Annotated in this window: 17 protein-coding genes; 9 read left to right on the top strand and 8 right to left on the bottom strand. The window is 38.4% G+C overall.

The features are described 5' to 3' along the window. Window positions 1–31 precede the first annotated feature (31 nt). On the top strand, window positions 32–598 hold the full coding sequence (locus tag AC5SLP_RS06740; protein WP_495254390.1) for an LOG family protein: 567 nt from the start codon (window positions 32–34) through the stop codon (window positions 596–598). 49 nt (window positions 599–647) lie between these two features. Here the strand turns inward: AC5SLP_RS06740 and AC5SLP_RS06745 are convergent, their stop codons facing one another. From AC5SLP_RS06745 to AC5SLP_RS06760, 4 genes are read right to left on the bottom strand one after another with little or no spacing between them, the layout of a single operon-like run. Further along, window positions 648–1,409, bottom strand: a complete 762-nt coding sequence (locus AC5SLP_RS06745; RefSeq protein WP_495254391.1) for an NlpC/P60 family protein — start codon at window positions 1,407–1,409, stop codon at window positions 648–650. Then, the gene (locus AC5SLP_RS06750; protein WP_495254392.1) at window positions 1,406–2,029 is read right to left on the bottom strand and encodes an NlpC/P60 family protein; all 624 of its coding nucleotides are present in this window, start codon (window positions 2,027–2,029) and stop codon (window positions 1,406–1,408) included. Before AC5SLP_RS06750 ends, AC5SLP_RS06745 begins: the two co-directional genes overlap by 4 nt. A 42-nt stretch (window positions 2,030–2,071) precedes the next feature. Then, complete coding sequence (locus AC5SLP_RS06755) at window positions 2,072–2,959, bottom strand: metallophosphoesterase family protein (RefSeq protein WP_495254393.1); 888 nt, start codon at window positions 2,957–2,959, stop codon at window positions 2,072–2,074. Then, window positions 2,953–4,089 (bottom strand): MalY/PatB family protein, encoded by a 1,137-nt coding sequence (locus AC5SLP_RS06760; protein WP_495254394.1) that lies wholly within the window; start codon window positions 4,087–4,089, stop codon window positions 2,953–2,955. The genes AC5SLP_RS06755 and AC5SLP_RS06760 overlap by 7 nt, the downstream gene beginning before the upstream one ends. A 76-nt stretch (window positions 4,090–4,165) precedes the next feature. On the opposite strand from AC5SLP_RS06760, the gene AC5SLP_RS06765 reads away from it, so the two are divergent. Next, complete coding sequence (locus tag AC5SLP_RS06765) at window positions 4,166–4,918, top strand: DnaJ domain-containing protein (RefSeq protein ID WP_495254395.1); 753 nt, start codon at window positions 4,166–4,168, stop codon at window positions 4,916–4,918. A 1-nt stretch (window position 4,919) separates the two neighbouring features. Next, the gene (locus tag AC5SLP_RS06770) at window positions 4,920–5,408 is read left to right on the top strand and encodes an acyl-CoA thioesterase (protein ID WP_495254396.1); all 489 of its coding nucleotides are present in this window, start codon (window positions 4,920–4,922) and stop codon (window positions 5,406–5,408) included. Between the two features lie 2 nt (window positions 5,409–5,410). On the opposite strand, the gene AC5SLP_RS06775 is transcribed toward AC5SLP_RS06770, so the two are convergent. Together AC5SLP_RS06775 and AC5SLP_RS06780 are read right to left on the bottom strand one after the other, a co-directional pair. Beyond that, window positions 5,411–6,040 carry a DsbA family protein gene (locus AC5SLP_RS06775; protein WP_495254397.1) on the bottom strand — a complete coding sequence of 210 codons (630 nt, stop codon included), beginning with the start codon at window positions 6,038–6,040 and terminating at the stop codon, window positions 5,411–5,413. Then, window positions 6,022–6,474 carry a disulfide oxidoreductase gene (locus AC5SLP_RS06780; RefSeq protein WP_495254398.1) on the bottom strand — a complete coding sequence of 151 codons (453 nt, stop codon included), beginning with the start codon at window positions 6,472–6,474 and terminating at the stop codon, window positions 6,022–6,024. Before AC5SLP_RS06780 ends, AC5SLP_RS06775 begins: the two co-directional genes overlap by 19 nt. A 128-nt stretch (window positions 6,475–6,602) precedes the next feature. On the opposite strand from AC5SLP_RS06780, the gene purH reads away from it, so the two are divergent. The 6 genes from purH to AC5SLP_RS06810 all read left to right on the top strand — a co-directional run bounded on the left by purH (window position 6,603) and on the right by AC5SLP_RS06810 (window position 12,190). Then, window positions 6,603–8,135: a bifunctional phosphoribosylaminoimidazolecarboxamide formyltransferase/IMP cyclohydrolase gene (gene purH, locus AC5SLP_RS06785; protein WP_495254399.1), complete on the top strand. Its 1,533-nt coding sequence runs from the start codon at window positions 6,603–6,605 to the stop codon at window positions 8,133–8,135. A gap of 148 nt (window positions 8,136–8,283) precedes the next feature. Beyond that, window positions 8,284–8,640, top strand: a complete 357-nt coding sequence (locus tag AC5SLP_RS06790; protein WP_495254400.1) for a hypothetical protein — start codon at window positions 8,284–8,286, stop codon at window positions 8,638–8,640. 3 nt (window positions 8,641–8,643) lie between these two features. Further along, window positions 8,644–9,909: a hypothetical protein gene (locus tag AC5SLP_RS06795; RefSeq protein ID WP_495254401.1), complete on the top strand. Its 1,266-nt coding sequence runs from the start codon at window positions 8,644–8,646 to the stop codon at window positions 9,907–9,909. Next, window positions 9,909–10,208 carry a metal-sulfur cluster assembly factor gene (locus AC5SLP_RS06800; protein WP_495254402.1) on the top strand — a complete coding sequence of 100 codons (300 nt, stop codon included), beginning with the start codon at window positions 9,909–9,911 and terminating at the stop codon, window positions 10,206–10,208. The genes AC5SLP_RS06795 and AC5SLP_RS06800 overlap by 1 nt, the downstream gene beginning before the upstream one ends. Before the next feature lie 84 nt (window positions 10,209–10,292). Beyond that, a complete protein-coding gene (locus tag AC5SLP_RS06805) occupies window positions 10,293–10,604 on the top strand; it encodes a hypothetical protein (RefSeq protein ID WP_495254403.1) in 312 nt (103 codons plus the stop codon). Beyond that, window positions 10,601–12,190: a methyl-accepting chemotaxis protein gene (locus AC5SLP_RS06810; RefSeq protein WP_495254404.1), complete on the top strand. Its 1,590-nt coding sequence runs from the start codon at window positions 10,601–10,603 to the stop codon at window positions 12,188–12,190. Before AC5SLP_RS06805 ends, AC5SLP_RS06810 begins: the two co-directional genes overlap by 4 nt. A gap of 13 nt (window positions 12,191–12,203) precedes the next feature. On the opposite strand, the gene AC5SLP_RS06815 is transcribed toward AC5SLP_RS06810, so the two are convergent. Together AC5SLP_RS06815 and AC5SLP_RS06820 are read right to left on the bottom strand one after the other, a co-directional pair. Continuing rightward, window positions 12,204–14,162, bottom strand: a complete 1,959-nt coding sequence (locus tag AC5SLP_RS06815; RefSeq protein WP_495254405.1) for an ABC-F family ATP-binding cassette domain-containing protein — start codon at window positions 14,160–14,162, stop codon at window positions 12,204–12,206. 84 nt (window positions 14,163–14,246) lie between these two features. Then, window positions 14,247–14,755: methyl-accepting chemotaxis protein (locus tag AC5SLP_RS06820; protein WP_495254406.1), on the bottom strand; the 509-nt coding region annotated here is incomplete at its 5' end.

The raw sequence follows: 14,755 nt of genomic DNA on the forward strand, positions 1-14,755 counted from the left end.
GTCGCAATTATTAAAAAAGGTCTATAACTAAATGAAAAGTATTGCAGTCTATTGTGGTTCAAGTATAGGTGCGAATGAAGCGTATAAAAAACAAGCCATTTTATTAGGAGAGCTTTTAGCCAAGAAGCAAATTACATTAATTTATGGCGGTGCAAGTGTTGGTATTATGGGTACCGTAGCAGACGCTGTTTTAGCAAACGGCGGTAAAGTGATTGGAGTCCTTCCGACACTGTTGGCACGACGTGAGATTGCTCATCAAAATTTAACGGAAATGATTCGTGTGGAAACGATGCATGAGCGAAAAGCAAAAATGATGGAATTAGCAGATGGTTTTATCGCTCTACCCGGAGGTCCAGGAACGCTTGAAGAGTTTTTTGAAGTTTTTACATGGAATCAAATCGGACTCTTGCAAAAGCCTTGTGGCATTTTAAATATCAACGGTTATTACGATAAGCTTGTCGAACTCTTCGACCATATGGTTACTGAGCAATTTGTGCAGGAAAGAGCGCGAAATGTCTTTTTTGTCGATGGTGATCATGAAAATCTTTTGAAAAAGATGTATGCATTTGTACCGCCTGCTGTTAAGACGTATCAATAAGTGTTTACGTAAGAAATCAGAGATAAACTGATTTCTTACATGTAAAATTCTAGAATGTTCCGTATGCGACAAAAAAGGCGATATTCATGCACTGTGGTTGTGCGGCACCGTTTTTGGAGGGACATCGCTTCATATAGGTGTTGATTTTCTTGCCGTCTTTATTGGTCAGCATTGGAAAATTAAAATTCATATAATCAACGATATTTTTTCCATTGGAGTGATGGATAAATTCAACCGTTCCATCGGCATCAACGCGTGTGACAATGCCAACATGCGTAATGTTTTCAGCCACTTGAACCGCAGGTGTTTTAACGGCTTTTTTGCCTTTTGTTTTTGTTTTTACAGCGGGGCGTCGTTCGGTATTTTCAAAAAAGACCAAATCTCCAATATTCGGCAAGGTTGTCTCAAATGCGTGTCCTTTTTGAGACATGAGATTAAACATCGCGCGTGATTTTCGTGCATTATCAAAACTTTTGCTCAGCTCCGCATCGTTGTAAAAAGGGTGTCCTGTTTTGATATTGACAAGATTGACAAATCCAGAACAATCGCCACCATCACGCTTTCCTAAATAACTCATGGCTGTATCGACAATACTCTCACGTTTAGAGCGTTCTGGAACAGGGCGCAGTGCAAATTCTGTATTTTCTTTAACAATGAACAGCTCTTTGGTTGGCTTTTCTTCAATATACATTTTAGGCTCTTCTTGCGTATGCTGTACTAATTCAGGCGCAGGAGGCGTTTCAATGGCTGGTTTTTGAGCGCAACCGACAAGGCTTAGAACGCTGAGGCTATAGAGCATCCAGCGTTTCATTTGATTTTTCCATAAGCACTAAAATATTCGGGTGCAAGGCACTTATTGCTATTGTTTTTGGGACATTTTTCCATATACGAATTCACCACTTTGTGATCGTAAATGGAGACAGTTGGGTAATTGAGATTCATTTGACCGATCAAGTTTTTTCCTTTGGTATGGTGAATAAAATAGACAGTTTCATCAGCGTCCACACGCGTTATAATGCCAATGTGGGTGATGTTATCGATACTTTTTGTTTTAGAGTAATGCTTGACAGTGTTGGCAAAGAAAATCAAATCGCCAACTTTGGGGTTTTCGGTGTACGTACGATTTTGGTCGGCTAAGAGGTTGTAGATGGCTAATGAGCGTCTGGAATCTTCATAGTAACCGTTTAGTTCGCTATTTTTAAAGAACGGTTCACTGCTCTCTTGATTGACAAGACTGACAAAGCCAGAACAATCAAGACCGTCTTTTTTGTTTTTATGCTTCATCGCGTGTGCGATAATATCAGCACGCAGTTCGAGCTTTTCATCGACAACAGGCTTGGGTAGCTCTGGTGCATTTTGCGTAAACTCTTTTTGAGCACAACCGGTAAATAATAGAACACTAATGCTCAAAGAAAGCCAAAGTTTTCTCATGCAAATCCTCAACAAAAATTGTCGCATATTAGCGATTTTTTCCTAAAATTTTGGCAACATAATGTTGCGTTGCAAATTTTCCACCCACTCTTTTTTTGCATGATTATACGTTTTAATTATAACACGGTCTTTCTCTAAAAAAAGTGAGTTTGTGTAGATAACTTTGTGGTTCATATCCATGTTGTGAAGATTAAGCAGATGCGCGTTGTACCAATTGATAGAGGAAGCAAAACTCTCCTCTTTTGGCGTTGTATGCATATGTCCGCTGACCCATAAAAAAATCTGAGGATTGGAGGCAATGATGTCTTGGAGCGCCTCTTTAGGTTGAGCAATAAAGTGTGGCATGTTGGCGTTTTTAGTGTAATCGCGCAAAGTATGCTCAAGTGGACCATGAAAGAACACAATCGTTGGCATCGTTGGATGTTGTTTTAATGTTTCACTCATCCATGATAACTGCTCTTTGGATAACGCCGTTAAATATTTTGGATTGTCTGTGGATAAAAAAAGAAGCAAATAAGGCTCTTTAACAAGGCTGTAATAAGGCTTTGGCAAATGAAAGAGCGTTTGAAAGTAATGCAATTTTTCCATTTGAATGTCAAAAGAGGCTTTGTGATGATGCCCTTGTTCATCCAGTGCATCCGCATACATATAATCATGGTTGCCGTTAATGACATGTAAAGGTTTTTGCAAGCGACTAAAAAACGCTTGCACGGCATCATAATCACTTTTGCTACCCGTTTTTTGACATAAATCTCCCAATGCCACGACCATCGTGGCATCATCCCATTGATTGATGTCGTCAATTACAGCCTCTTTTTGGTCAAAAAAAGTTCCGGGAATATGAGGGTCGCCTAAAAGGACAATATGCGCTAAAGGTGCTGCATAGACGCATATTGATAGAAAACTACTGATAAAAAAACGTTTTAGCACAGAGTGTCCATCGCTTTTTGCATTCGGATAAGAATGTCAATTAATAAGGAACGTTGCGTTCCAAAATTTAATCGTACATAATTTTTGTCGCCAAAAGGTTCCCCCGCACTGAGTCCCACGCCAAATTCTAAAAAAAACTCATAAGGGTTCTTTACATGTAATGCTGTTGCGTCTATCCATGCAAGAAACGTTGCCTCTTGTTCTAAGAGTTTAAGCTGAGGATTTTTTGCTACAAAGTCGCGTACAAGCGCTAAGTTTTCGCGGAGGTAAACACGCAGTTCACGAAGCCATTCATCTCCTTGTTCATACGCTGCTTTTAAAGCACACAAGCCCAAAAGATTAACGCCTCCTACCATACTGCCCATGGTTTGCGTGAAACTTCGTCTTAGCGAATCATTGGGGATAATGGCAAATGAGGCTTGAAGTCCTGCGATATTGAAGGTTTTACTTGGCGCCATAAGCGTGATGCTTTTTTGTGCAATGTTCTCATTGAGACTAGCAATGGGAATGTGTTTTACTTCTGGATTGAGCAATAAATCCGCGTGAATTTCATCAGAGCAAATCGTCAAATTGTGTTTAAGACAAAATTCACTTAAGGCTTCAAGCTCTTTACATGTAAAAACTGTCCCCCCCGGATTGTACGGATTACATAGCATGAAAAGGGTACAGTTTGGCGTCATCGCATCTTCCATCGCTTCAAAATCGAGGGTCCATCGGTTGTTTTCTTCTTTCATTTTGACGGCAATTACTTCACGATTGGCATGTTTAGGTGCTTTGATAAAGTGCGGGTAAATGGGCGTTGTTGTCATAACGCTTTTACCTTCTACTGCCATGCACGCGATGTTCATACTGCTTACAACACCGTGCGTAAAAACAAGCCACTCTTTTTTAATCTCCCACTGATAGTGGCGTTTTAAAAAGGATAAAATGGCGGTATAGGTCGCTTCATCGACGCCTGTGTAGCCAAAAACCCCTTCACCCACTCGTTTTTGAAGCGCTTCTATAACACAAGGCGGTGATTTGAAATCCATATCGGCAACCCATGCCGGTAGGATGTCTTTGCCTTTGTACTTATCCCATTTTTCACAAGAGCTTTGCGTTCTATCAATCATTTCATCAAAATTAAACATATAAATTGTCCTTATTTTTAGTGAAAAAATTGTAGCATAATTCCCCAAATTCAGATTGACATGTAAAGGTGAAAATATGAGCTATATCATTGTTTTAGCGGTGGTTATTCTCTTTTATTTCTTAACAAAAAATTATAACGCCAATGATTATCAGCATATTAACGTTGAAACGAAGCAGACACTCAAAGGTGATTTAAGAGAGCATGAAGCGGGACTTTTGGTCGCATTGATGGCAAAAGTTGCCAAAGCAGATGGCAGAGTGAATGAGCTTGAAGCAGAACTGTTAAGCTTGACGTTTAGTGACATTGCACGCGTGTTTGAAAACAGCGAGCAAATACGAGAAGAGTTGAAGGCTATCTACAAAGAAGAGATGCAAAGCTTTGACAATACGATTATCATTTCGCAAAGATATTTTAAACTCACGAAAAATGACTACTTTAAACGCCTTAAAGTGATGGAATACCTCTTAAATTTGGCATTTATTGACCATGAATTTTCACAAACAGAGTTTATGATTACTGAAGATATTGCCAATGCATTAGAAATTAAACGGTTCGATTTTGAGCGTTTAATTGCAGAATTCAAAGCATTTTACGCCAATAAATCGCAAGAAAAACAGTTTGGAATACAAAAAGCCTATGCTATCCTAGGAGCAGACCCAAGCGAAGATATGGAAAGTATCAAGAAAAAATACCGTACCTTGGTCAAAGAAAACCATCCCGACATTTTGATGGGGCAGGGGAAAGACCAAAGTATTATCAATGCGGCAACGGTGAAGCTTCAAGAGATCAATGAAGCCTATGAAATGATCAAAAAGGAAAAGAATTAACATGCTATCGACCCCCTTTGAAAAACACGTTTTGAGTATGTCTGTTTTAATGACACCCGATAAAGCCAACTTTTCTGGCAATGTCCACGGAGGAGATTTGCTCAAACTTCTCGACCAAGTTGCTTATGCGTGTGCATCACGTTATTGCGGCACGTATGTGGTAACACTCTCTGTCGATCAGGTCCTTTTTAAACATGCTATTCCTGTTGGTGCATTGGTGACATTTTTAGCAAGCGTGAATTATACAGGACATACATCCATGGAAGTGGGCATTAAAGTCATTGCGGAAGATATTCAAAAAGGGATAGTAACGCATACCAACAGCTGTTTCTTCACGATGGTTGCTGTGGATGAAAAAGGCAAACCCACACCTGTTCCACCGCTAAATCCAGCAGATGATGTCTCCAAAAGACGTTACCGAGATGCTAAAAGGCGAAGAGATATTCGTTTACACGGATACAATGAGATCAAACCTCTAAGCGAGGTTTGATATTAGAGTTCTGATTCGATGAGGGTTTGGAGCTCTTTGTAGCCAAACTTGACAAGCGGCTTTGCATTGACAAAAAATTCAGGTGTCGCCATTACGCCAAGCGTTTTGGTATCGGCGATATCTTGCTTGACATTGGCTTCAACTTCTGGCTTTTTCATATCTTCTTTCAAACGCTCAATATCAATACCCGCTTCAGGTAAAATACCCCAAATAATGCCAATATTGGCGCCTCCTGTGTGGCTTGACCATTTATCTTGGTATTTGTAAATGACTTCCATCGCTTCTAAATATTTATTTTGATAGCGCGCCGCTTCAATCATCTGAACAATATAGAATGAATCCGTATGAAAGGGAGCGTAACGGAGTACAAGTTTGAGTTTACCAGGATGTTTAGCGATAATATCTTTTACAAAAGGATAAAACGCTTTACATGTACTACACGCAGGGTCAAAAAACTCAACAATGGTCGTTTTTGCTTTTGCATCACCTTCTATGAAGGCACTGCTACGCATAAGCGCATTTTGTTTGTCTGAGGATAAGGTATGCGCCGAATTCTTGTACAGGTAGCTTCCGCCTACATATAGGAGTACTAACGCAAATAAAGATGCAAGAATCAGTCGTTGTTTTTGCATGAACAAGCCTTTTTATGAAAAAAATAGATAAAACAAAAAACAAGCACAAATGCTACCAAAGAGAGCAATTGAATGGTGATAAAACCAAGCCAATTAATGTAATCGCTGGTACATGAAACACCTTGAGAACACGGTTGTGCTGCTTCTGGTAATATACCATAATAGAGTAAATTGTGATAGATGGCGAAAAAAAGTCCACTTAAAATGAGCGGCATGGCATATTTGACCACGCTTTTATCGGTTGAAAATAGAGCTACGCCTAAAATAAACGTTAAAGGATACATACAAATACGTTGATACCAACACATAACACACGGTGGAAAGTGCATGGCTTCGCTAAAAAAAAGACTGCCTAATGTTGCAACCATAGCGGTAATCCAGCCAAAAAAGAGAAGTGTCCAAGCGGCATTTGATGGGGGTGTTTCTTGGTTCATAATTATAACGCTCCCTAATAATCGATAGTGTTCGCGAATGGTAGCGTAAATTATTTAAAGCATACTAAAAAGAACTCTTAGGTACAATAAAGGCATTCATTTATGATTTACATGTAAAAAGGAAAAGAGTGAGAGCGTTAATCAGTGTGAGCGATAAAACGGGCATTATTGAGTTTGCAAAAGAACTTGAAAGTTTAGGGTTTGAAATCATTTCAACGGGCGGAACCTACAAATTATTACAACAAGAAGGGATTCGTGCGTTAGAGATTTCTGAGGTAACAAAATTTCCAGAGATGTTTGATGGACGTGTTAAGACGTTAAACCCTATGATTCATGGCGGCATCTTGCACCGAAGAGATTTGGCTTCTCATGTCAAGGTGGCGAAAGAGCATGGCATTGAAGGGATTGATTTGGTGTGTGTCAATCTTTATCCATTCAAAGAGACGATTGCAAAGACCGATGATTTTGATGATATTATCGAAAATATTGACATTGGCGGCCCTGCGATGGTTAGAAGTGCGGCTAAAAATTTTGCGGATGTCATGATTGTCACCGATGTGTTGGATTATGACATTATTATCGAAGCGCTTCGTACCAAAAAGAATACCTTAGAGTTTAGACGTGGCTTGATGATTAAAGCGTTCGAGCATACAGCCGCTTATGATAGCATGATTGCTAATTATATGAACCAACGCTTTAACGGTGGTTTTGGCGAGAAACAATTTATCGTAGGCACCAAAGCCTTTGATACGCGCTATGGAGAAAATCCTCATCAAAAAGGTGCATTATACGAATTTGACTACTTCTTTACCAATAACTTCAAAACTTTAAAAGGTGAAGCAAGTTTTAACAATATGACCGATATCAACGGCGCGGTCAAAATCGCCGCTTCCTTTGGTGATGCTCCAGCTGTGTGTATCATCAAACATGCTAATCCTTGTGGCTTTGCCATTGGCGATACATTGCTTGATTCGTATATCAAAGCACTGAAATGTGACCCTGTTTCAGCATATGGTGGCGTTGTTGCGATTAACGGTACTTTAGATAAGGCATTGGCTGAAAAAATCAATGAAATCTTTGTCGAAGTTATTATCGCTGCGAATGTTGATGATGAAGCGTTGCATGTGTTTGATAGTAAAAAACGTATCAAAATCTTTACACAAGAGAGTAAATACTTGGTGTTAAGTGAAGATGCTTATGATTTTAAACACGTTGATGGTGGGTTTGTGTTTCAAGAAAGCGATGCTGTGAGCCAAGAAGAGATTACCAATGCAAAATGTTTAACGACTCGCGAAGCTTCTAAACAAGAACTGAGTGACCTCGAAATTGCCTATAAAGTGGCAAGTCTCACAAAATCCAACTGTGTTGTGTATGTCAAAGACAGCGCGATGGTAGCGATTGGCATGGGAATGACCAGTCGTGTGGATGCTGCGAAAGCGGCTCTTCGTAAAGCAGAAGATATGGGAATTGATGTGAGCGGTGCGGCTCTTGCGAGCGAAGCTTTTTTCCCGTTTCGTGACAGTATTGACGCGGCAGCAGCAGCAGGCGTAAAAGCCATCATTGAACCAGGCGGCAGTATCAGAGATGATGAAGTTGTCGCTGCTGCCAATGAGCACGGTATGGCACTTTATTTTACAAACGTTCGACACTTCTTACATTAATTTTTTAATGATACAAGAGCTTATGACATAGGCTCTTGTATACTTCTTTGACCAAATGAGATATTTTTTGTCTTTTATTGATTTAGATTAAGGAAATTAACCTCTGCTTGCACTATAGTTTCACAAAATAACTATAAAAGGTGAAACAATGACTTCTCAGACTTATTTTCCACACAACGCACAGGTTTTACATGTAAAAGATGCAACGGTTCCTTTTGTGAATTATCTTCAAGACGGTATTATGTATATTGGTTTTGATACGTCCTCATGTGTTCCTCCTGAACCCATGGTAAATGCAATGCTTGCCCTTGAATTTCTCAAAGATTCTCATACCAAAATTGTGATGATTAACCACCGCTCACCGATTGGCTTATTGGCAAAAGTACAACCGTTTTACGATATTGATGTGAATGAATTGGAAGATGGAAAACTCAGATTGGTTTTTTCTTATAAAGAAGGTTTGAGTAACCAAGCTGATCTTAGCCAAAAACATTGCGCAGGGTAAAAGATGAAAACCTCTCTTGCAACAGAAATGGCGCCGCCCTTTGCTCTTGTTGCTCATTTTTTCATTGCGGCGATTCTTTTTTTATGTTTCAGTGCTGTAGCGCTGTTTTTCATGGAACCTGATTTAGCAGGCTATTTTATCTCTTTTCCTTTGGCGGCATTTTCACATTTGTATCTCCTTGGGTTTGTGATGATGGTCATCTTTGGTGCAATGTACCAGCTCTTACCTGTTGTGCTAGAAGTACCATTGTTTTCAAAAGATTTTGCTTATGTGCAGTTTTACATGTATATTGTAGGGCTTTGTATGATGGTTAGCGGATTTGCTTTTCCAACGTATCATCTTTTAATTCCTTATGGCGCCTTAATCATCTACCTTTCGATAACTATTTTTTGTGTCAATGTCTTTTTGACATTTTATCGTCTTGAAAAAAGTACCATCGTCAGTAAATTTTTATTGATGGGGACAATTTTTCTATTTGCATCCATCTCCTTTGGGTTTATTATTGGATTGAATCTTGGACATGGACTGATTGAGATAGACCATGATGCATGGATTAAAGCGCATATTTTAGGCACACTCGGTGGTTTTGTGATGATGGTTATCATGGGGGTAGCCATGGTCTTAATTCCCATGTTTGCACTATCGCATCATTACGATGAACGTGCCATTCAAGCCGCGCTGTATTGCAATACTATTGGAATATCTTTAGGGATTGTTGCTTTAATCGCTTCTTTGCCTGCGGTTATCTTGTATAGCGCTCTTTTGCTTGTGTTATGCGCCAATGTGCTTTTTATCATTCAAATGAGTATTGTATTTAGAGCAAGAGTGCGTAAACAAAATGACTATTGGGTTAAAAATATTGTTTTTGCTTTGATTTCATTGGTGGCATCGTTTGTGTTTATCGGCATGGCACAATTTAGCCATGATACAACGTATGTGTTTATCGCCGCAATCTTCTTTTTCTTTGGTTTTTTACTCGCCTTTATAGTAGGACATCTGTACAAAATATTACCCTTCTTGATTTGGTACAAAAAGTTTTCGCCTCTGGTTGGGAAAACAAAAGTACCTTTATTGCATCAGATGATTCATACGCAAACAGCCAATCTTCAAGCGTTCGTGTTGTTTCTTTCTGTGGTGTTATTCAGTATTAGCTGTTGGAGCCATAGTGCAGCATTATTTACCGTGAGTGCTTCGCTATTTCTTTTATCAATATTATTAGTAGCATTTAATGTTACCTACTCATTTTTATATCATACTAAGGAGCTATAATGTGTGTTAGTGAAGAAGAAGTCTATACGGCTATCAGCAGTGTCATTGATCCAGAAGTTGGATTTGATATTGTTTCGTTAGGACTTATTTACGGTGTGAAGGTTGATGGCGAACAGGTTCATGTGACCATGACACTTTCTACAAGAGGGTGTCCTTTGCATGAACTCATGCAACAATGGACCAAAGAAGCTGTTGAAAAATTGGACAATGTAAGCTTATGTACCATTGAAATTGTCTGGGAACCTGCTTGGAATATCTCGATGGCAAGTGAGCGTGTGAAAAAAGAACTTTGTGGCTAAAAAAAGTCGCTTTAAGATGAACTTTAGTCATAAAATGAAAAATATATATTATAATGAGAACTGATTTAGGACCTTGGAGAGCGAATGAATTTAGTTACAAAAGTGCGTAGTGAAGGTGTAGATATAGTTATAACGGGTACCATTAAAACGGTTGCAAATACTCAAGCTATCAAAGAGGCTGTTCATAGGGCAAATGAACAGCATCCTGATGTTCCTATTAACCTCAATATTAAAGACTCTTTTATTATTACCTCTTCAGTCATTGGTTTTTTAATTAAAATGATCAAGATGGACAACATTGCACTTTTGGTGAATATTGGCAGTGCAGAACTCTATGAAATGCTTGAAAATATGGATTTAATTGAGGTTATGAATGTACGAAAGGCATATGTATGAAAAAAGGCATTGGTCTTAAAATAGGCTTGACGCTTATTCCACTTCTATTAGTCAGTTTCATTATTTTACAGTTTTTCATTATCAGTGAATTTAAAAAATCTTCTCAAATGCAAAGCGAGAATAACTTAAATTTATTGAGCCAGTCTGTTTTTCAAACGGTGCGTGCTGCTATGAATTTAGGAGATCGTGACTTAATTGAAAAGTCATTACACGATGCGGGAGAGATGAAAGGCATTAAAGAGTTAAAGATTCATCAATCGCAATCTGTTATTGAACTTTTTGGAATGAATGCAAAACCTTCTACCGATGAGGCCGTTGTAGGTATATTTAAAAATCCTATCCAACATAGCATAACACTTGATGATGACAAGGGACATCGATTGCGTCTTTTAAAACCGCTTGTTGCCGAGCAAGATTGTTTAGCCTGTCATGCCAACTCAAAAAAAGGTGATGTGCTAGGCGTAATGGATATGACGTTTTCTTTTGCCGATATCGATTCGTATATTAATCAAGTCAGTTGGAAATTATTAGTTATTTTTATCATCTCTTTGACAATTACTTCTATATTAATTATGCTCGTCTTGAAACGTGTTGTGGGAAATCCTCTTGGAATTTTATTAGAGAGAATTAAAAATCTTTCAGGTGGCAGTGGTGATTTAACGGCGCGCGTTAAGATTAATAGTCAAGATGAAATGGGAGAAATTGCCAAATATATCAATATTTTTATTGAAAAAATTCAATCGATTATCATCTCATCACAAAAAATTTCTCAAAACGTTGAACATACCGGTGAGACCTTAAATTCCAACGCTGTTGAATTTTCTCAGGGCGTTATTGAACAAGCTCAACAAATTAAAATGTCATTTGATTTGATGAAAAATATTGAATCAGACCTTGACCTTTCCGAAGAGCTTGCAATTCATACGGTTGAAGACAACAACTCTTCCTTTAGTGTACTGGAAAAAATGAGTATTTCTCTGAATGATGTTGTTCAAAAAATTAATGGTGCGAGTGAGCAAGAACAAGATATGGCACAACAAATACAAAGTGTTGTTTCTCAAACTGACCAAATTAAAGGTGTTCTATCGATGATTAAAGATATCGCCGATCAGACAAATCTTTTAGCACTCAATGCGGCCATCGAGGCAGCAAGGGCGGGAGAGCACGGAAGAGGGTTTGCCGTTGTCGCGGATGAAGTTAGAAAACTAGCAGAGCGAACACAAAAATCCTTAGCAGAGATTGATGCAACGATTAGTGTTATTGTTCAAGGTGTGACGCAACTGAGCGCTAATATGGAGATGAATGCCGATAATATACGCCTTATCTCTACCAATGCATTTGACGTTCAAAGCGAAACGGAAGAGACAAAAAATAGAACACTACAATCTATTGAAATTTCTAAAAAAGCTTCTAAAAAAGTTGTTGAAATTTCTCATTTGACCAACCAAATGATGGAACAGATGAAAAAAACATTAAGCCTTTCTGATAATAATGAAAAAATTGCGGCAGAACTTTCTGTGATTTCACGCAGAATGCTTGAATCCTCACAAAGCTTAGATACCACACTCTCTACGTTTAAAGCGTAATAGCAAAGAGGCTTTAGCCTCTTTGCATTATTTCAACTTTTTCTTCAATCAATAATAACTCTTCGATTAAAGGCTCTAATAGAGATTCTTTTTCTTCTAAATCAGAGGAGAGTTTGCTAAGTCCAATCGTTTGATAGCATTCAGGATTACCAAGACATGCTTTAATGGTTTTTATTTCATCTTCAAGGGTCTGAATTTGCATAGGAAGCATTTCAAGTGCCCGTTGTTCTTTGTAGCTTAATTTAAGGGAAGAAGCATCTTTATTTTTCTGCGTTTTCATCTCATCTTGTGGTTGTGTTGATGAAAAAGAGGTCTGTTCCATCTCTTCGAGCTCTTGTATCTCTTTTTCGATTTCAAGGTATTCACTGTAACTTTGGTAACTCTCTTCAATGATGCCTTCACCTTTAAAGACATACAGTTTACTGGCTATTTTATCGACAAAATAACGATCATGGCTGACAAAGATAACAGCACCATTAAAACTTTGAATATACTCTTCTAAAATATTGATAGTGGGAATATCAAGGTCATTGGTGGGCTCATCTAGAATAAGGCAATCCACTTCTTGTGTAAATAAAAGCGCTAAAGCAACTCTGTTTTTTTCTCCACCACTCAAAATTCCAATCTTTTTATTGAGGTCTTCTTTTGGAAAAAGAAAATTTTTAAGATAACCAAAGACATGCATGTTTCTGCCTTTGACATCAACACGGTCACCGCCATTGGGACAAAATGTTTCGATTAAATCTTTTGTATCATCTAGCATCTCTCGTTGTTGGTCAAAATACCCAATGTGAAAGTCCCCTTTATTCAGTACACCTTTATCAATCAAAAGTGTTCCCAAAAGAATTTTCAAAAGTGTCGATTTGCCTGCACCATTTTTGCCGACAATGGCAATACGGTCTTTTTGCAAAATGCGTGCAGTAAAGTCTTTGATAAGTTCTTTTTCCCCTAATGTTTTATAGATGGAGAACATTTCAAAAAGCATCTTTTGTTTGTTAAGGATTTTTTCTCCATTGAAGTTATGCTTTTCTCGCTCTAACTCTAGTTTGAGTTTACGAACTAAAGAAGGATTTTTTTTGGAAGCTTCTCGCAGTTCAAATACCCGTTGTTTTCGTCCTTCATTGCGTTTTAAACGTGCTTTGACGCCTCGCCTGAGCCACTCTTCTTCACCTTTGAGGTATTTGAGTAGGTTTTCATGTTGCTTTTGCAAGGAGAGAATCAGTTGCTCTTTACATGTAAGATAATTTTCATATCCGCCTTCAAAGCTCCTGACTTTGCCATCATCAATTTCAATTGTTCGTGTTGCAATATGGTCAATAAAATAACGATCATGTGAGATAAAAAGAAGCGTGAATTTTGATTTTAAAATCATTTGTTCCAAAAACTCAACCATATAAACATCAAGGTGGTTGGTGGGTTCGTCTAAAAGTAGAATATCGGGTTTTTGTAAAATGAGACCGGCTAGAGTAACACGGCGTTGTTCGCCACCACTTAAAAGATTGACATCACTGTTTTCAAATTGTTTGAGGTCAAATTCATGCAAAACATGTTCAATTTTTTCATCCAAACTCCATGCATCATGAATATCTAAAAATGTGGCTAAGTGACTTTGTTCTGCCAACAAAGCATTGTTCTCAAACTCGTGTTCTAATAATTTCAATACTGCTTCATAACGTAATTTCGCTACTTTTAATTCTTTTAACTCTTCTTCAATGGCTTCTTTAACACTCATGCCTTCTTTAAAACGAGGTGTTTGGTCAAGCATACCCACTTTAAGATTTTTTTGAAGAATGCGTCTTCCCGCATCTGCTTCCAGACTTCCAAAAACAATCTTCATAAGTGTTGATTTTCCACCGCCATTTTTACCTATAATAGCAACTCTTTCACCTTCGTGCAGGGAAAAATCCACATCGACTAAGATTTTTTGTGTTTCATACGCTTTATTAATTTCAATAAGGTCTAATAGTGCCAAAAGGACTCCGGATATTTTTTGGCGTATTATACCATGTGTAAAAATGAAGCGTTGGGTAGGCGGTGATACTACCCAACGGAAAGATTAGGATTGGAATTGATTGAGCTTGTTGTTAAGATTTTCAGCCAAACGAGAGAGATGGTCTGCGGCTGAGGCTATCTCTTCCACACTGCGTGCATTCTGACTGGTAAGTGTATTGATATTGGTGACCATATCAACTATTTTATCAGTGTCTTGCGATATCTTGCGTGAGTTGGATGCACTGGTCGTTACTGCTGAGACACTCTCTTGCATGACCTGGGTTGTTCCTAAAATGGTTGTCTCAACACCACTGGAAACATCAGAGAGTCTTTGGATATTTTTAGCATTTTTCCCCATTTGCTCTGATGAATCAACAATGGATTGTACAATGACATTAATCGTGGCATTGATTTCTGTCAGTGAGCTTTGTGTACGTTCTGCTAGCTTTCTCACTTCATCCGCAACAACGGCAAACCCTCGTCCATGTTCTCCCGCCCTTGCTGCTTCAATAGCGGCATTGAGTGCTAACAGATTGGTCTGGTCTGCAATATCAGAGATAACCGTTAAGATTT

This window comes from Sulfurospirillum sp. E15m, assembly GCF_059415145.1.